20 protein-coding genes and 2 pseudogenes are annotated in these 17,771 nt (G+C 40.7%); 9 read left to right on the plus strand and 13 right to left on the minus strand.

Features of this window, described 5'->3' with window-relative positions:
• Positions 1-112: 112 nt before the first annotated feature.
• Together AB5916_RS14240 and AB5916_RS14245 are read right to left on the minus strand one after the other, a co-directional pair.
• Complete coding sequence (locus AB5916_RS14240) at positions 113-1,408, minus strand: tyrosine-type recombinase/integrase (protein ID WP_015530038.1); 1,296 nt, start codon at positions 1,406-1,408, stop codon at positions 113-115.
• 160 nt (positions 1,409-1,568) lie between these two features.
• Positions 1,569-2,198 carry a helix-turn-helix domain-containing protein gene (locus AB5916_RS14245; RefSeq protein WP_106789076.1) on the minus strand — a complete coding sequence of 210 codons (630 nt, stop codon included), beginning with the start codon at positions 2,196-2,198 and terminating at the stop codon, positions 1,569-1,571.
• A gap of 174 nt (positions 2,199-2,372) precedes the next feature.
• Between AB5916_RS14245 and AB5916_RS14250 the strand changes: the two genes are divergently transcribed.
• From AB5916_RS14250 to AB5916_RS14275, 6 genes and pseudogenes are all read left to right on the plus strand, one after another.
• Entirely contained in the window at positions 2,373-2,603 is a 231-nt protein-coding gene (locus AB5916_RS14250; RefSeq protein ID WP_003505382.1) for a helix-turn-helix domain-containing protein, read from the plus strand.
• A 144-nt stretch (positions 2,604-2,747) separates the two neighbouring features.
• Positions 2,748-3,062, plus strand: a complete 315-nt coding sequence (locus AB5916_RS14255) for a hypothetical protein (RefSeq protein WP_041254741.1) — start codon at positions 2,748-2,750, stop codon at positions 3,060-3,062.
• Positions 3,062-3,367, plus strand: a complete 306-nt coding sequence (locus AB5916_RS14260; protein WP_106789075.1) for a hypothetical protein — start codon at positions 3,062-3,064, stop codon at positions 3,365-3,367. The genes AB5916_RS14255 and AB5916_RS14260 overlap by 1 nt, the downstream gene beginning before the upstream one ends.
• Positions 3,343-5,064: a MobA/MobL family protein gene (locus tag AB5916_RS14265; protein WP_343019554.1), complete on the plus strand. Its 1,722-nt coding sequence runs from the start codon at positions 3,343-3,345 to the stop codon at positions 5,062-5,064. Before AB5916_RS14260 ends, AB5916_RS14265 begins: the two co-directional genes overlap by 25 nt.
• Positions 5,042-5,758, plus strand: a complete 717-nt coding sequence (locus tag AB5916_RS14270; protein ID WP_106789073.1) for a DUF6040 family protein — start codon at positions 5,042-5,044, stop codon at positions 5,756-5,758. Before AB5916_RS14265 ends, AB5916_RS14270 begins: the two co-directional genes overlap by 23 nt.
• Positions 5,742-6,521 (plus strand): annotated as a pseudogene (locus AB5916_RS14275) (phosphate--AMP phosphotransferase); the annotation flags it as partial. The gene AB5916_RS14270 and the pseudogene AB5916_RS14275, both read left to right, overlap by 17 nt.
• Before the next feature lie 9 nt (positions 6,522-6,530).
• Here AB5916_RS14275 and AB5916_RS14280 read toward each other — a convergent pair.
• The 10 genes and pseudogenes from AB5916_RS14280 to AB5916_RS14325 all read right to left on the minus strand — a co-directional run bounded on the left by AB5916_RS14280 (position 6,531) and on the right by AB5916_RS14325 (position 15,227).
• Positions 6,531-7,913, minus strand: coding sequence for an MATE family efflux transporter (locus AB5916_RS14280; RefSeq protein ID WP_303098544.1), 1,383 nt, complete (start codon positions 7,911-7,913; stop codon positions 6,531-6,533).
• 535 nt (positions 7,914-8,448) lie between these two features.
• Positions 8,449-8,622 carry a hypothetical protein gene (locus tag AB5916_RS14285; RefSeq protein ID WP_368191530.1) on the minus strand — a complete coding sequence of 58 codons (174 nt, stop codon included), beginning with the start codon at positions 8,620-8,622 and terminating at the stop codon, positions 8,449-8,451.
• Entirely contained in the window at positions 8,619-10,010 is a 1,392-nt protein-coding gene (locus AB5916_RS14290) for a zinc-ribbon domain-containing protein (RefSeq protein WP_368191532.1), read from the minus strand. Before AB5916_RS14290 ends, AB5916_RS14285 begins: the two co-directional genes overlap by 4 nt.
• 144 nt (positions 10,011-10,154) lie before the next feature.
• Positions 10,155-10,775, minus strand: coding sequence for a hypothetical protein (locus AB5916_RS14295; RefSeq protein ID WP_055215904.1), 621 nt, complete (start codon positions 10,773-10,775; stop codon positions 10,155-10,157).
• Between the two features lie 239 nt (positions 10,776-11,014).
• A pseudogene (locus tag AB5916_RS14300) lies at positions 11,015-11,497 on the minus strand (lysine--tRNA ligase); the annotation flags it as partial.
• Positions 11,498-11,670: 173 nt separating this feature from the next.
• Positions 11,671-12,897 (minus strand): tyrosine-type recombinase/integrase, encoded by a 1,227-nt coding sequence (locus AB5916_RS14305; RefSeq protein ID WP_101695127.1) that lies wholly within the window; start codon positions 12,895-12,897, stop codon positions 11,671-11,673.
• A 30-nt stretch (positions 12,898-12,927) separates the two neighbouring features.
• Positions 12,928-13,104 (minus strand): hypothetical protein, encoded by a 177-nt coding sequence (locus tag AB5916_RS14310; protein WP_343019428.1) that lies wholly within the window; start codon positions 13,102-13,104, stop codon positions 12,928-12,930.
• Between the two features lie 89 nt (positions 13,105-13,193).
• Entirely contained in the window at positions 13,194-13,418 is a 225-nt protein-coding gene (locus AB5916_RS14315; protein ID WP_009245419.1) for a DUF6462 family protein, read from the minus strand.
• Between the two features lie 109 nt (positions 13,419-13,527).
• Positions 13,528-14,295, minus strand: a complete 768-nt coding sequence (locus tag AB5916_RS14320; RefSeq protein ID WP_118198858.1) for a hypothetical protein — start codon at positions 14,293-14,295, stop codon at positions 13,528-13,530.
• Positions 14,295-15,227, minus strand: a complete 933-nt coding sequence (locus AB5916_RS14325; RefSeq protein ID WP_343019429.1) for a MarR family transcriptional regulator — start codon at positions 15,225-15,227, stop codon at positions 14,295-14,297. The genes AB5916_RS14320 and AB5916_RS14325 overlap by 1 nt, the downstream gene beginning before the upstream one ends.
• A gap of 388 nt (positions 15,228-15,615) precedes the next feature.
• On the opposite strand from AB5916_RS14325, the gene mobC reads away from it, so the two are divergent.
• From mobC to AB5916_RS14340, 3 genes are read left to right on the plus strand one after another with little or no spacing between them, the layout of a single operon-like run.
• Positions 15,616-16,002 carry a plasmid mobilization relaxosome protein MobC gene (gene mobC, locus AB5916_RS14330; protein ID WP_343019430.1) on the plus strand — a complete coding sequence of 129 codons (387 nt, stop codon included), beginning with the start codon at positions 15,616-15,618 and terminating at the stop codon, positions 16,000-16,002.
• Positions 15,980-17,533 carry a relaxase/mobilization nuclease domain-containing protein gene (locus AB5916_RS14335; protein WP_343019431.1) on the plus strand — a complete coding sequence of 518 codons (1,554 nt, stop codon included), beginning with the start codon at positions 15,980-15,982 and terminating at the stop codon, positions 17,531-17,533. The genes mobC and AB5916_RS14335 overlap by 23 nt, the downstream gene beginning before the upstream one ends.
• A 29-nt stretch (positions 17,534-17,562) precedes the next feature.
• Positions 17,563-17,700 (plus strand): hypothetical protein, encoded by a 138-nt coding sequence (locus AB5916_RS14340; RefSeq protein ID WP_343019480.1) that lies wholly within the window; start codon positions 17,563-17,565, stop codon positions 17,698-17,700.
• Here AB5916_RS14340 and AB5916_RS14345 read toward each other — a convergent pair.
• Positions 17,678-17,764, minus strand: coding sequence for a hypothetical protein (locus AB5916_RS14345; RefSeq protein WP_368191533.1), 87 nt, complete (start codon positions 17,762-17,764; stop codon positions 17,678-17,680). The genes AB5916_RS14340 and AB5916_RS14345 overlap by 23 nt on opposite strands.
• Positions 17,765-17,771 lie beyond the last annotated feature (7 nt).

A 17,771-nucleotide genomic window follows, 5' to 3' on the forward strand; every position in this document is an offset into this window, starting at 1 on the left:
AACTTTCCCTATTTTACAGGCTTTTCAGCCCATTCATTAGTGAAATGATATGTATTTTCCCTTATTTTTGCCCTTATGAGATAATCGTAAGGGAAATAAGGGAAAGTTTTATTTAGTCGTTGCCTGCCACTTTATCAAGTAACTTTGCGGATTCCCGCTTGGCTTTTCTTGTGGAATGGGCGTAGACATTCATTGTGGTACTGACATCTGAGTGTCCTAACAGTTCCTGTACATCTTTCGGAGCTGCTCCATTTGCCAGAAGGTTGCTTGTGTAGGTGTGTCGCAACTGGTGAAAATGAAATCCTTCAAATCCATCCAGTTTCTGAGCAATCTTCCTGCAAACAATTCCTAACGTGCTTGGCAGTTCCAAACTTCCATCCGGTCTTAAGCAGACAAAGGATATTTCCTTATAATCTTCTGGAACATTCTCTGTTCCGTCCAGATGATAGAACTCATAGTAAACTCTGTTTTTGTCTTTTACTTCTCTGTAGTAGTTTTTGTGGTAAAGTTCTCCGTACTGCATTCGGTTTTTAAGTTGTTCCTTTCGGGCATTGCGAAGAATCTCTGCCAGTGTATCTCCAAAATCAACAATCCTTACCTTTTTTCGTTTGGTTGGTCCGATGATATTCTTGTGCCTTGAACCATCATATCGGATACTTCGTCTGATCGTAAGGCACTGTTCTTCAAGATTTACATCCTGCCATGCCAGACCACAGGCTTCACCGATACGAAGTCCTGCATAATAAGCTATCTGGATTGGAAGTATTGCCGGTGGATTGTAATCCTGTAGAAATTCAATCAGTCTTTCATAATCCTCTCGTGGAATTGGCTGTATATCGCCATCCATGTCATCATCAGAAAACAGGTCAACCTCATCCGTCTGGTATTTCAGCTTAATATACTGCATCGGATTGAAAGTGATATATTGCTTTGGTGATACTGCAAACCGGAATGACTGCTGTAATACTGCCGAGAAAGAACGAATGTAATCTTTGCTGTAACCTTTTCTTTCTGAACCATCTGGATAAGTGCCACCAAAGGAAAGCAGATCGAAGAAGGCTTGTAAATGCTCAGATGTTACATTTTTCAACTTTCTCTCTGAAATTGGATGCTTCTTGATGTTGGTAATAGCACCAAGGTAATTCTGGACTGTCCCATTACTGAGAGTACCGGTCTTTAATTCTTCCTCTGCCCATATATCAAGTAATTCTCCAACTGTAATATTTTCCGACTTTGCAATGAATTTCTTGCTTTCGTAATCGTCCATTGCCTGACGGAGCAGTTTTTCCGTTTCACTTTTGCTTTCTGTTCCAGCGTATTCTTTCTGAACCAGATTGCCGCTTGCATCTTCTACATAGAAGCGGTAGTACCATTTCTTTCCTTTTTTTCTTACAGATCCTTTTGCCATAATCGTGTGTCTCCTTTCGATATCAGACAATCGGAACTGATGAAATGCTTCTTGCGTGTAGGCATCTTATGGACAAGTCCATAAGCCAATTCGCCGCTCGTCAAATCTGTAAACAGCCTGACTTGCTCGTGCTCATTGTATCATAACTCCGGTTGTCGTTCTATACCGAATCGGAATCCTCATACAAAACTTCTGATAAAAGATTTTCAAGCCTTTGTTCTGCCATTTCCGGTTTCTTGGAATAAAGCCTTACGATATCTGCCATATCATTAAAGGCATTAACAGTGTGGGTGATCTCCCGGAGAAACATAATCTCGTTATATTCATCATTCGATTCAAACCCCATTACTTTTGCAATATCAGCTTCATTCGTGTTGCCCTTGTAATTCTTGCAGGCAAACTGGAATGATTCCAGAAACAGGTTATATTGCTTTAACATCAACAGCAGTAAATCTTTGGAAAAAGCATCTTCCGTTTTACTAAGGTCGAGAGGTAACTGTTTGAGAATATCGCCCATTGCATCACGAATCTGTAATTCTTTCTTATCCGTAATATCGGTTTCGTATTCATCGGTTTCCCCTCTGAGCCATTCAATAGATACATGAAGTGCTTCCGAAAGACCTTCCAGCACCATCTTTTTGGTATTGTCAATCGAACCATTCTCATAACGCAGGATTGTGGAAGCGGTAACTCCCATCTTCTCTGCAACATAAGGCTGTGTCAGATTTAATTCCAGACGACGCTGTTTTGCCCTGCTGCCTATCAGCTTGCGTAGTTCTTTATCTTTCATGCTGATTGCCTCCTTTTTCGGTATGTATGAATTATAGCATGTACCTCACATAATTGCAATATGCAATATAATAATTATTTTTAAAATTTCATAACGCTTGACAACGCAATATAAAACCGCTATACTAACAGCACAACAAAAATTGCATAATGCAATTTAATGGGAGGTGACAAGATGACGGAAAGAAAGATTGCATTATCCATCGAGGAAGCAGCCGACTATACAGGAATTGGCAGAAACACTTTGAGAAAGCTGGTTGAATGGAAGAAGCTTCCGGTATTAAAAGTCGGAAGAAAAGTCCTTATTAAAACTGACATTCTGGAAAAGTTCATGGAAGCCAACGAGGGGCGAGATCTGAGGGATAAAGGAAATGTAAAAGCTGTCACAAGAAATGTGGCAACTTAAAAAGGCGGCTTCCTACGAAACCGCCAAAGGTTCTATCAGACCGAAGCCATGATATACCTACACGCAAGAGGATTATACCATGTGCTTCTCCTGATATGCAACCGGGAACTGTTGTTTACCGGAAAAAGAAAGGATGAAGACGATATGGCGAAATCAACAAAGACTTATGAAGAAAGAATACGTGCATTAGAGAAAAAGGAACAGGAAAGCATTGAAGCTACAAAAAAGCTGATAGCACAGCGGAAGGAACTGGAAAAGAGAAAGAAAGCGGAAGAAAGTAAAAAACGAACCCACAGGCTCTGTCAGATTGGAGGAGCGGTGGAATCAGTTCTTGGCTGTCCGATTGAGGAGGAAGATTTACCAAAGTTGATAGGCTTCTTAAAAAGGCAGGAAACAAACGGGAAGTTTTTCTCAAAAGCGATGCAGAAAGAATTAGTTACAGACATGGAGGAAGTGTAATGGCGGAGGGAGTGGGTTTTCCATTCCCTTCATTGCCTTTGAATGAAGGGCGCACTTATGGACAACCAGAGGTCGTCCTTATAAGTTTGCCACAAGTGGCAACCGGTCTGCGCTTACGCTTGCCGGGCTCGTTCCGTCGGCGGGGCTTTCAGCCAGACCTGCTCATGCCGCAGGGGGCACTCTTGCGCAGAGGGCGTTCCGACAGCTTCACTCCTGTCAAACCAGAAGAAGATGCTGTCGGAAATCAATGCCGGATACGGCAGAAAGGGGGAATCGTATCATGGCGATATTTCATTTTACAGTAAAGATTGTCGGACGCAGTAAAGGAAAATCTGTCATATCCACATCGGCATATCTTAATGGAGATGTGATGAAGAATGAGGAAACAGGCAGGATCAGTTACTATACTTCCAAAAAGGAAGTTGTCTACACCAGTCTGATGATGTGCGAAAATGCACCTCCTGAATGGCTGCATGTACCAGAAGAAAATATAAAAAGGTTTCAACAGTCTATCCGTTATAAAAGAGCGGACGATAAGGAAGCCGCACTGGAAAAGTTTAAAATCACATTTCAGAAACAGCGGCTATGGAATGAGGTCTTGAAGATAGAAAAAAATGCAGATGCACAGCTTGGACGCTCATTTGAATTTTCCTTACCGAAAGAATGGAGCAGACAGGAAAAGATTGATTATACAACCGAATATATTCAAAAGACTTTCGTGGACAAGGGAATGTGTGCCGACTGGAGCATACACGACAAGGGCGATGGAAACCCACATGTGCATTTACTTGTAACCATGCGATCATTCAATCCGGATCACTCATGGGGCAACAAAGAAGTCAAGGACTGGGATTTTGTCAGAGATACTGACGGAAATATCGTGGTTGATGAATCCCACCCTGACTGGTGGCAGGATAAGAAAAATCTTGACCGGCATGGAATCCGTATTCCGGTACTTGATGAAAACGGAGTACAGAAAGTCGGGGCAAGAAACAGAAAACAATGGAAACGGGTTCTGACCGATGCTACCGGCTGGAACAATCCAAAAAATTGTGAGTTATGGCGAAGCGAATGGGCAAAGATGTGTAACCGACATTTATCCATAGACAATCAGATTGACCACCGCTCTTATGAAAGACAGGGAAAATTAAAAGTCCCTACTATCCATGAGGGTGCAGATGCAAGGAAGATTGAGAAAAAATATCTCACCGGACAGATAAGGAAAGGTTCATGGAAGGTAGAGGAAAACCAGATGATTAAAAAACAAAATGCACTACTGAAAAAGGTAATCGCAACCTTTGGTAAGGTGTCCGGTGCATTGTCGATGTGGAGGGAGTGGTTGAATGACATTAGAAGAAAGCAAAGAAGTAATTCCCATGATGGAAGCAATGATTACACAGATCGAGGAACAGCAGAATATCATGGCAGAGATGCTTCAGGAGATACAGGAAAAGGACGAGAAGCTGATGTGCTTTCAGGAGCAGGAAGAACGATTGCAGCAATTAGAGAAAGAATTGTCAGAGCTGCTACAAATCTTACCGGATACAGAAGAACTGTTGATGCTTCTGGAAGAAAAGACAGACCAGATACAGAAGCTTACAGACGAGAATCAGCAATGGCAGGAATTAGCACAGAGATTAAACAGCGAGAATCGGCTATTGCAGAAACAGAACAGCGAATTACTGACCTTGAACAGCAGATAGAGAAAGCGAGGGATATAGATGACAGAATACGAAAACTCAAAGAGCGACGATCAACTGGAAGAGTTGCTGCTGCTGACGGAGCAGATGCAGGACGAACTCGAACAGAAAGATCGGACTATCAGGGAACTGAAAGTGCAGCTCGACGAATCGCTGACCTTGAACGAGAGGTTAAACAGCGAGAACAGAGCAGGGAACATTCAAGCCTTAAAGAACGACTTGAGGAAAACAAAAGAATTATTGCAGAGCGAGAAAAAGAAAACGCACGCTGCCGAAATCATGACAGAGGAATGTCAAGATAAGCTAAGGCAGGCAGAACAGGAACGGGACTATGCACTCTCTCATCAGAAAAAAGTAGAGATACCGGTTGAAAAGCCGGTACTCTATCAAAAGTGTGGGAACTGTAACCAGACAGCTTATCTGAAAGCCAAGGAAAAGTATGATACGCAGAGAGAAAAACTGGAAGGCAGATATAAAACAAAAACAGCCATGTATGAAGCATTGATGTTTCTGCTGATATGGTATTCCGTATCAACTACTCTTTTTCAGATGATACGGTCAAAAATATTTATTTCTGATTGCGTGGTATTCTTTGATACAATCGCCACTTTTATACAGAACATTGCAGGATTGACTATACTGGCAGGGAAGAATGTGGCACAGGTTAGCAATGGAATATCCAATCCTGTCGTTGCCGGAATTATATACTGGATGATAAGAATACTGATTTCCGGTGGATGTCTGGTGGGTGTGGGAATACTTTTGGCATTCATCGAAATAAAGATTGCAGGGCTATATAAGAAATACTGTTGGGATATGATTACCATAATGGTGATACTCGTAAGTATGGCAATAGCAATCTATTTCGCAGATTGGATAAGGACAATATTACCAGTCAATCTACTGTTTCTATTGTTATTGGTACAGGTAATATATGTCGTGATAAGATGGTATGTGAAAGGCTGGCGGGAAACAAGGGGATATTGCGTTGAGTAATCAGAAACTGGCAGTGCCTCTTTTGCAGAATGTTTTCCCGTTAGTCCCAATGCCGCTTTTGTCAGAAGTGCCGTTAGACAAAGAGATTGAGACGGACGAGTACCGCAAAGAACTGAAAGAATTGCAGAACCGGCTCGGTGAGCTGCACAATCGTCTTTACCGGAAAAAAGTGCCGGTCATCATTGCCTATGAGGGCTGGGATGCAGCAGGAAAAGGCGGCAATATCAAGCGGATCGCAGGAGCGCTCGACCCGCGCGGTTACGAAGTTCATCCGATCGCAAGCCCGGAACCTCATGAGAAAGCAAGACATTACCTGTGGCGTTTCTGGACGAGACTGCCGAAAACAGGACATATCGCTATTTTTGACCGCACCTGGTACGGAAGAGTGATGGTGGAGCGTCTGGAGGGATTTTGCAGTGAAAATGACTGGATGCGCGCCTACAATGAGATCAACGAATTTGAAAAAGAACTTCACGACTGGGGCGCTGTGATCATCAAATTCTGGGTGCAGATTGACAAAGATACGCAGCTTGAGCGTTTTAATGAGAGACAGAATACACCGGAAAAACAGTGGAAGATCACAGACGATGACTGGCGCAACCGTGACAAATGGGATGCGTATGAGACAGCGGTCAATGAGATGATCCAAAAGACCAGCACCTCCTATGCTCCGTGGCATATTTTAGAGTCTGTCGACAAGAAATATGCCCGGATCAAAGCTCTTAAGATCGTTGTGGAGGAGCTGGAGAAGGTGTTGGGGTAAAGGATAATATTAAGCCAGCTCAGCTTCCAGCTTATTAATATGTTTGAATTCAACGATCACCATGCTAAGACCGACTGCAAAGGACAGAAGGTCGGCAATCGGTCCTGCATAAAGTACGCCCATAATGCCGAAAAAATGCGGCAGTGCAACGATAAGCGGCAGCAGGAACAGGATCTGTCTGGTCAGGGAGAGGAAAGTTCCCTTGTACGCTTTTCCGATGGAACTGAAAAACATCGAGGAGATCGGCTGCAAAAAGTTTAACCAGGTGAAGAACAGGAAGGCTCGGAAATAGTTGACACCGAACTCAAAATATTCTTCGCTTCCGCTTCCGAACAGACCAAGGATCTGTCTCGGGAAAAGCTGGAACAGCAAAAAGGAAATAATGGATACAACCGCACCGACTGACGCTGCGAGAAGGAAAGCGTCCTTCACCCGTTTGTATTGCTTTGCACCGTAATTAAAACTTTCAATTGGCTGGCTTCCCTGGGACAGTCCGATAATAATAGAAAAATAAAGCTGGTTTACCTTCATGACAATTCCGGCACAGGCGATCGGGATGGATTCGCCATAAACGGACTGTGCGCCGTAGTGTTTTAACAGGTTGTTCATGACGATCTGCACGATCATCATGGCAATCTGGTTAATGCCTGAGGACATGCCGAGGGAACAGATCTGTGCGAGAACTTTCCCGGAAGGGATAAAATGCTGTTTTTCTAATGTCACAGTGTGGTAATGCATGAGGTAACGGATCGCGATCGCAGCGGAGATGATCTGTCCGATGACAGTCGCCCAGGCAGCACCGTACATTCCCCATTGGAAACCGAATACGAACAGTGCGTCTAAGACAATATTAATGACAGCACCTGAAACTGTGACAAACATTGCCATTTTCGGGTTGCCGTCCGCACGGATCAGGTGACCGCTTCCGATGGTTAAGATCAGAAATGGAAAACCGACCGCTGTGACGCGGACATATTGCTCTGCCAGTGGGAGTACATCTGCCGGGGAACCAAAGAGCACTAACAGCGGATTTAAAAACAGTTCGGTGATAAGCAGTAAAAGAAATCCGAGTGAGAGCAGCATAGTGATGGAGTTGCCGATATAATAAGGAGCTTCCTCTTTTCGTCCAGCGCCCATATGAAGGTTAAAGCTTGCTGCTCCGCCGATCCCAAAAAGCAGTGCCAGCGAAGTGCAGAGCATAGAGAGTGGAAAGGCGATATTGGTTGCAGCATTTCCGAGCGTGCCGACTGCATTTCCGATAAAAAGCTGGTCAGCGATATTGTAAACGGCGCTGACAAGCATTGCGATAATGCTTGGAACAGCAAAACGTGCCACCAGCGTGGAAATTCTATCGGTACCAAGTGGATTTGTCATTTGTTTTTCCTGTGTCATGTTGATAAACTCCTTTTTTATAAAATTCAGGTGTCAAAATGTCTGTATTTTCATTTATAATATCAAATTGTACATCAAAAATTGTGAATCATTTGAAACCAGAATAATTGTAAGTCTGCTAACATTTTCTGTCAAGAATTGTATTCTGCAAATATCGTTCTCATCGTATCAAATCTCCTTATCGTTCAATCAATCATTCGTTAAAAAAATAGAAGCATTTCAATCAGTTCACCATGTCGTTTTAATTTTGTGTTATACTGTTTTATAGGATTTTCTTGCCCTTGTATTTGCCCTTATCAGAGTTCGTAAACACTGGTGGGACAATATAATACAAGGGAAACAATAAGGGAAAGCTCACCTGCGATAAACTTAGTGTTTTCAAGGGCTTGAGAGATATTTGATAATAAAATATAACAATTATTAAATTCCTTGGAATACATGAAATCTCAATTCAAGTTTGTATGGATAATATTCCCATTAAAAAGACCGCTTGCACTTCGGTGTAGGCGGTCCTCTTATATTCTGGGCAATTTGATTAGATGAATAAATTATGCTTCTTCTTGGCTGCCAATACCTTGCAGAGAACATCATCCACTGCGTCAGTATATCTGCCTTGTTCGAGAAGCTCATTTTTCAGCCGGATAAGTGACTGAATAATTCTGCTCTGTTCTTCGGCTGTTAAGTAAATATGATATTTCTTTTCTCTCATTGGCTGTTCCTCCAGTTCTCAAATACGTTTCTGATAGTCCCGACATCTTCTTCCGTATCTGAAGTAATAAATATATGTACGCTTTGAAAGGCTGCTTTGATACGCTGAGCATAAGCGATTTCTGTTTCATTGGTTTTCATAGGCAACTTGATCCGTTTAATTCCTCTTTGCTGACAGAGATGTTCTTTTAAGATTTCCATATCTTCTGAACCGCTGTTCACTTCAATCGCCACCTGTTCAGATGGAATATAAGTATCAAGCGGTATCCCTAAAACTCTGTCTGAGCCGAGTTCGATTTTCAATCCTTTCATATGTGAATAATAACTGAGGGCAAAAGCCGGAAACACTGATAAATACTCCTGCTCACATATCCTGCAACCTTTTCCGAGAATTGTCCGTTCATTGATCTTCATACTCCATGAATGACCGTGCCTGCATTTCCACCACGCTCTCTTCGCTGAAGTTCGTGATACCTCTGTCGGCTTCAGTTTATTCTGTTCATAATCCCATTCGCTAAGAAGCTGATTATCTGTTGTCGCCAAATCATTATATCCGGCAAGGACTTCTCTCTCCGCACAAACTGGGCATACCGTACCTTTCACACGGGCATTGATAACTGATTTCCACTCGTTACCGCATTTACTACACCTCCACCAGACATTTTTTCTCGCCTTTGCATTTACTTCATCAGGCTTCAATGGCAAGTTCTTCTCCGACCACTCCGAAGCAATTTTAGGGTGTGTTGTCTGCAAATCGTTAAACCCTTTCATGAATATGTACCCACTGCAATACGGGCATTTGCTCCCACCGGAACGGGTAGAAATAAGGGTGTTCCACTCTCTGCCGCAATACTTACACTTCCACCAAGCCTTACGATTGGCAAAGACCGTAACCTGAGTTGGAAGTAACGGATAATTTCTGTCCGACCACTCGGCAGCTATATCCGGCAGAAGTGTTGCAAGGTCATTAAATCCTGCCAACACTTTGTTATGGGAGCAATACGGGCAATCTGTTTTATTTATTGTCCTGCTCTTAACGGCAGCTTCCCACTCGTGTCCTTTCTCACATCTCCAAATCACTTTCTTATGAGAACCAATAGAAACCTCTGTCGGTTTTATCTTATTCTTTTTTGACCACTGCTTTGCCAGTAACGGCTCTAATGTCGCCAAATCGTTAATACCTGCAATCACTCTCGCACCGGAACATATCGGGCATTTTTCTCCATTAGAACGAGCCTTAACGCTTGTCAGCCATTCGTGTCCGCAAGTACCTTTCCACCATACTTTTTTATTTGAACCAAAGGTAATATCATCAGGTGTAAGCGGTAAATTCTTCTCCGACCATTCCGTAATAAGCTCTGGGTGTACTTCTGCTAAACTGTTGTTCATAGCCAAACCTCAACCTCCTTGTGCTTAGAGTATATGAAGTTTTAGCTTTATCTTGTAGTTTGCGAATATCTGTATAAATAGAAAAAGCCCTTTGAGAAAAGGATTTCTCCTCTCTCAAAGGGCAACACAATATTTTTTAATTCTTCAAATAATATTCCTATATGGCAATTTTTCTACTTTGTGTTTTATGATTTCTTTCTCACATATTTCATGAAGCTTCTCATAATTTCTTGACTCCTCACATATTTCTTCGAACCATGCTTCTACACCATTTTCTCGGAAAAATGGATGATTTTTATCATCTTGCACATTATCCCAAATATATTTCAGAATACTATCAAGTTTTTCCTTATCTCCATACCAGCCACATACCAGTGCAATATCTTTACATTCTTGGAATGACTTTCTTTTTGGATTACTTAAATAAAGTTTATATCCTTCAATAATTTTGTCTATTGAAACATCTCCTTTTAATGGAATAGGCAATTTATTTTTTAATCTTTCTGCCGAAAAGATATATCGTTCTTCATGCTTTTCTAACGCCATTGTTTCACTGCCACATTGTAATGATGTAGTAATGCTCGAATATTCCCGGCATAAATTGTGCACATAAAAAATCGGTGTATAGTATGTATTTCGAACCACTTTAATATAAATTCCTGTTATCAATGGACCTAATCTATTGTCCAATGAAATTGAACCTTGTTTTTTTAATTCTGGGAAAATCTTCTGCCAATCATTTATAATCTGCTTTTTGGTTGCCATCTTTCTACCTTCTTTTCCTTTTATTTTTACTTTTGGAAATTTACTTTTCTATTCGTTGTAAAAATGGGCAACTCCGATTGGAATTGCCCACTCACTGCACTAATTATGCGATTTTTTCTTGCCTGTACCGATTTCTGCATCAAATGATGTAAGTTTGATGTAAATCACTGTTTTATATGGTTTCGATCAAATGAAGTACATCCCGTCATTTTAGTGAAACGGTACATCCATACATCATCTTAATAGAGCTTTGCACCTGCTGGAATGTGGTTATCAACCATAATCAGATGCAGTTCTTCATCTTCTGAGTCTTTCAGATTATTTACTGCTGATAATAACATACCGCAAGACTCAATTCCCATCATCTTTCTTGGTGGAAGGTTTGTGATGGCGATCAGTGTTTTACCAACCAGTTCTTCCGGCTCGTAATAAGCGTGAATACCGCTTAAAATCGTACGATCTGTGCCTGTTCCATCATCAAGAGTGAACTGAAGGAGTTTCTTTGACTTCGGTACTGCAACACACTCTTTAACCTTTACAGCTCTGAAATCTGACTTGCTGAATGTATCAAAATCAACTTCTTCCTCAAATAAAGGCTCAATCTTTACATTAGAGAAATCAATTTTTTCCGGCTCTGCTTTCATTTCTTCGGCAGCCTGATTTGTTACATCATTTTTCTTATTTACATCACCGAGTGACTTCATTGTTGGGATTAATTGAACGATTCCTTCCACCCTTGTCCACTGAGCTCCGTCAGGCACCGTACACATCCAAAAACTGATTTTTTTTGCCTTCCACTGAGGTCCATAGAGCCCCAAGTCCGCTGTGTCATTCGTGTTGTACAAATTGTTTTGATATATAGATTGTCTCTTCAAGTAACAAGACAATTCTCTACTTATATTATAATCTTTCCCTGGAGATTTGCAACAATTTCCTGCTTTTTCTCCTGTGTCGCTTCCGCATAAATATCCATGGTTGTTGTAATATCTGAGTGACCCATGATACTTTGGATCACCTTCAAATTCGACTCATTCTCACACAGTCTTGTGCAGAATGTGTGCCTCAAATGATGAGCTGAAAAATGAGGAATAATGAGTGGTTCTCTATCCTCTTTCTCTGCTATTTCTATTTCATCTTTGTTATATGCAACTCTTGCCCTTTCAATCGCTCGATTAACTGCATTTGGTAAATATACCGTTCCGGTTGCTGTTACAAAAACGAAATTTGAATATCCATCAATCTCTTCTGAGGAAAAGCCAATGCACTTTTGGATCTCATACTCATCCAGAAAAGCATTGAACACTTCATCGATCATCGGAATGGTTCTCCGTCCTGAAATCGTCTTTGGTGTAGAAATATGCTTGACCGATTTTCTGTTTTCATCAGGTCTGTAGATAAAAGTATGATTCACACTGATAATGCGCTTTTCAAAATCCAGGTCATCCCATCGAAGACCGATGCATTCACCAATTCGCATTCCTGTTCCAAGAAGGACCGTTATAATAGGTACCCATCCTTGATATTCCCGATGGGCTTTTAAGTAATCCATAAAAGCTTTCTGCTGTGGAATCGTAAGCGCATGTCTCGGATTATCTTCCCAGATATGGCTCTTTTTGATTTCTGCCATTAATCCGTCTGTCGGATTTTGTCTGAGCAGTCCATCCCTTACAGCCATCTGGAATGCCGGATGCAACTGTGTATGTATACTATCCAGCGTATTTGCTTTCATTTCTTCATCCAGGATAATACGATAATAGAATTTTTTCACATCAGAATATTTGATCTTACCAATCAGTCTTTTTCCAAATGTTGGTCTGACAAAGTGATTATACATATAGAGATAATTCACTTTTGTTGATGGTTTCAAATCATATTTCTGTTCGATAAACCGATCATACAGTTCATTCAGCGTCATCCTGTCAGCCAGCTGCGGATTCAGTCCATCTTCTTTGTCGCGGATGATTTTTCTTTCTTTTGCTCTGAGTTCAACCAATGTTTTTGCGTAAACAGTTCGTCTATTTTTATCTAAATCTGTATAAGAATAAGAATAGCGACCGTCTTTTCTCTGACTCTCACCGGTTCGCAACACATACCCCCGGCTGTCTTTTCTTGATTTTGCCATCCTCTCACCTCACTAATCGTGAGGAGCATCTTAGCTGTGCTTATCCTGTCGGTATAATAGTTCCAATCCTTTCTTAAGCACCTGCCCTTTTGTAAGATCGTACTTTTCAGCATAAGCTTCCAATTGCTTCTGCTCAGCATTGGAGAAACGGATGGTGAAACGATAATTCATGGGATCCTCACTCTTTGGTCTTCCCATCTTTGCCATACTATTTCCTCCTTCCTTACAACACTATTATACTTTATGTCCGACAACAAGTCAACGTGTTTTGCTCCTCATGTATTACATTTTATTTTTTATAATTCATCTCTGAAATTTTCAAGATATTCATCCACAATCTCTGTATTGACCAGAACAACTCTCTTCACATGATAGACTGCTTTCGCATCTTTCGCTAATTCCTGAAATGTATGCAACCCCATAGAATATAATTGTGCCCCTTCCTCATAACGGACAAATTTCTTTCTTCCGACCTGCACCAGCTTTTCCAATTCTGGAATTTCTTTTCTGACTTTAGGCATGAAAAAACCTCCTTCCTTCGTACATAAAAAAATATCTTTCATATATACAAAAGAAGGAGGGTGAAAATACAGCCTCTAATATGAAATTTTTTTTGGCTTTAGAGAAAAATTATGTATTATCGTTCAAATTGTAGCATAGGTACAACATATCTATAATTTTTTGTTTATCCGTCCCTCTAATGCCTAATGATTTTAAATCCACTGTTTCATCAGCTATTTCAGATAAAAATTTTTTCATATCCTCCGCTATTTCCGGGCTGAGAACTTGCCTTGTATTGGCTGTGATTAACTGTGCTAATCGGAACACATCGTTTTTATGTTTCTTTATATTTTTGCTGTCAACCTGCTCTCCATTTAGCTTGCGTTCCTTTAAATCCAGCCACGCTTTCGCCTTAAATGGTATCAAGCAAGTCGGACTTAATACTGGAATGCCATCAACCATCATTTGTCCGGTTTTTAGCAATTCATAATACGCTTCATTTAAAAGGATTGCCGACAAACTGGATATTTCATCATCTATCGGAAGCGGCGTGAGAACTGCATCATCTTCCAATATAATAAAATCTGGATTTCTGGAAAATATCTCTATCATATATGGATATTCTTTGCTTTTCGGAGATGTGAAACGATAAAACTGTGCATTTCCGGTACTTTTATTCAAATGCTCATATCCTGCTTCCTTGACATACTCCCAGAACTGCCTGCCGAACTCCGCTGTTATGGATTCGACAATCAATACAATATCTACATCTTTTGTAGCACGAAACGGTAATTCTTCATTTTCCATAATCAAATCACAAGCTGTCCCGCCGATGATGACATATTGATTTTCAAACCCCTGAAATCTTTCCTTAAATTTTGTAAATCCGTTGACCATTACTCCTGCAACCTTCTTTCCTGCAATTCATCTACTGCTTCTTCAATTCTCTCATCATTTGTATCTCCAAAAGATAAAACAATGGAAATATCGTCAGCACTGTTATCCTCCGAAAATTGTTTCGGGTTGTATGCCCATAATTCAAGTCTGACCTGTTTATCCGGGTCTATCAGTTCATCTGTCAGCAAAGTTTTATCATAATCTTTCTCACTAATTGCATAGGTAACAACTCGGCTGGGATTTAGCATTGTTTTTTCAGAAAGTGCCGTTTCCCCTGCAAAGACCATGTTTTCTGTAACTTGCGCCTTATCTATATATCCTGCTTTGCGGACAGGTGTCGTCAAATATACTTTTGCTTTTTCAAATAATTCATCTCGCTTATATTTTGACTCAATAAACTTGTTGACACCGTCTTTTGCTACAAGAAACAAATCTGTCGCTTCCAACTGCTTTACTGCTCTAGTCAAGGTCATTGCTGTAAATGGAAGCACTTTTCTGGCTTCTGAAATATACAAGCGTTTTTTCTTACTATACAGATAAAACAAAAGCAACTGCTGCGTTGAGTAAACAAACTTACCTGTCAGCTTTGGCGATTCTTTCTCATCTGTAAGCATTGTTCCAATGAAAGGAAGAAAGATCTGCTTATCAGTAATAAACGGTATATTATTTTCTATAAGACTTTTTCTTCGATAATTAGATACTGTCGCAAGTTCAAGGACGACTGGCACATTATCAATTTGCTGTATTTTTGCAATTTGTTTTTTCAATGCCGGAAGTGTGACAAGTTCTTCTATTGGAGCAAGCATTATACAACGTCTATTTCCAATATATGCTGTTTGAAAATCATAACTTCCTGCGATGTAAACAGGCAAAGAATCCTGATGATTCCATGCTTCATATTTTATAGAAATCCCGAATACGCTGGTAAGCATATTTCTCATTCTCCTTTTAACTCATTTTCTTTCATTTTAACTTCGGCAATGTTAAAAGTCAAGTTTTTGAGTTATTTTGATTTTTCTAAAATTCTTTTCTCTCACACCCTGTATTTTCCCCCTCCATCTTTTGTATATGTGAGAGGGTTCGTAGACACAGAGCAAGATCCACCCAGGTATTACCGTATCGCCATTTTATGGCTACGGCATACCTCCGGGTAAGTCTCTTGATGGGGATTCCGATTCCCCATACCCTCGTACAGACATCAAAGATATCTGTTGGCTCTCTATCAAAGATAGTCGCAGCACTTTATATAACCGGAAGGGACAGCCGGTTAAAAAGTGTAATCGCACATCCAAGATGTCTTATCAAAAAGGAAGGAGGACTATGGCACCTAAGAAGAAAGAAAAGAATCTCAAGAGGAGTAACATCATCACGTTAAAATTAACGGATATTGAATTGGCAGTATTAAATGAAGCCTCTGACGTTACAGGACTTTCTCGTTCCGAATATCTGAGAAAACTCCTACTTGAAAAGCAAATCAATCATCAGATTGAAGTTGTTGCAGACATGAACGATCTCAGAAAACTGGTCAGTGAATATGGAAAGATTGGATCGAACCTCAATCAGATCGCCAAGCATTTTAACAGTGGTGGCAGTCAGTCACGTGCTATAGAAAATGAAATCCATCAGTGCATCACCGACTTATTCCTATTGAGAAAAGAGGTACTAAAACTAGCAGGTGGTATGAATGGCAATCGTAAAACACATTAAAAGCAGAAATGCAAATTACTCGGCGGCTATCAATTATCTTCTGTTTGAACATGATGCAAAAACCGGAAAAAAGCTTGTAGATGAATCCGGACGAAGCATCCTGCGAAAAGAGTTTTACATGGATGGACTGAACTGTGATCCGATGTCTTTTGACAAGGAATGTGAACTGACAAATGCTCATTTTCACAAAAATAAGAAACGTGAAGATATCAAAAGTCACCACTACATTATCAGCTACGATCCAGCCGATGTTACAGAAAACGGTCTTACCGGAGAGAGAGCACAGGTAATCAGTTTGGACCTTGCAAAGCAGATGTTTCCCGGATATCAGGCGCTGGTGGTTACTCACACCGATGGCCACAATGAATCTGGAAATATCCATACCCACATCGTTATCAACAGTGTGAGAAAGACTGCAGTGGAAAGGCAGCCTTATATGGATAAACCACATGAGGAAGCCGCCGGTTACAAGCATCGTTCCACTGATAATTTCATGAGCACTTTTAAGAAAACTGTCATGAATCGGTGTCTACAGGAAGGACTTCACCAGATAGATCTTCTTGCTCCGGCCGAGAGAAAAATTACTCAGAAAGAGTATATGACACAGAAACACGGCCAGCAAAAACTGGATGAGATCAATCAGAAAATTATTGAAGATGGTCTCAAACCAACATCCACCGTGTTCCTTACACAGAAAGAATATTTGCGAAATGCGATTAATGAATGTGCTGCCACTTCCAATAGTTTTGATGAATTCCAATCTAAACTTCTGGAACAATTTCAGATCTCTGTGATTGATCATCGGGGTAGATACAGCTATCTTCATCCTGATCGACAGAAGCGGATTACTGAACGTGCACTGGGAACACGATATGGAAAAGAACACCTGGAACAGACCTTCTTACGCAAGGATCCATTGACCATTCTCTACGTCAGATCTCACCTGCGCCTGGTTGTAAATCTCCAGACAAATGTGAAAGCAATGCAGAGCCCGGCTTATGCTCATCGGGTAAAACTTTCTAACCTGCAGCAAATGGCAAATACCATTATCTATATACAGGAACATGGATTTGATACGCAGTCAGATCTGAAAAATACACTGTTTGCATCAAAGCAGGAACTGAAAGAAATGCAGACACTGTTTGCTCAGCATCGGTCCAATCTAAGGACTCTCAACGATCAGATCCACTACACCGGACAGTACTATGCAAACAAGAAAGTTTATTCCCAATTTTCAAATGCAAAGTACAAAGGAAAGTACCGGAAAGAACATGCGAAAGAAATTCAGAAATATGAAGAAGCCAGAGATTGGCTGAGATCATTTTATCAGGATGGAAAGATGACAAGCCTAAAAACTCTGACTTTACAAAAAGAGAAACTGCAACAGCAGATAGCTTCCGAAGAAGAAGCAATAAGCAGCTTGAAAGAAAAATTAAAAGATCTGGATACTGCTGATCAGAATATTGATGCCATTCTTCAGATGCAGATTCCAGAACCAGTGAGATCAAAAACCAAAGATCTCGAACGATAACTATCACAAAACAAAGGAGGAACTATCACATGACACAAGAAGAATTTAATGTTGTATTTGAACTTCAGATGAGAAAGTGTGCCGATATTCTGGCACATAAAAAGAAAGAATATACCGGTGACAATATTGACCGCCTCAGTGCATTCAAGATTGCTGCCGCCTTGTAATGATCACATCACTGACTGACATAGCATGTGCTTTATAATCTGCCGGTGGATTATCGTTGAACATAGCGTAC

The organism is Blautia sp. 1033sp1_1033st1_G9_1033SCRN_220408, assembly GCF_040929965.1.
GTDB classification, from domain to species: Bacteria; Bacillota; Clostridia; order Lachnospirales; family Lachnospiraceae; genus Blautia_A; species Blautia_A ammoniilytica.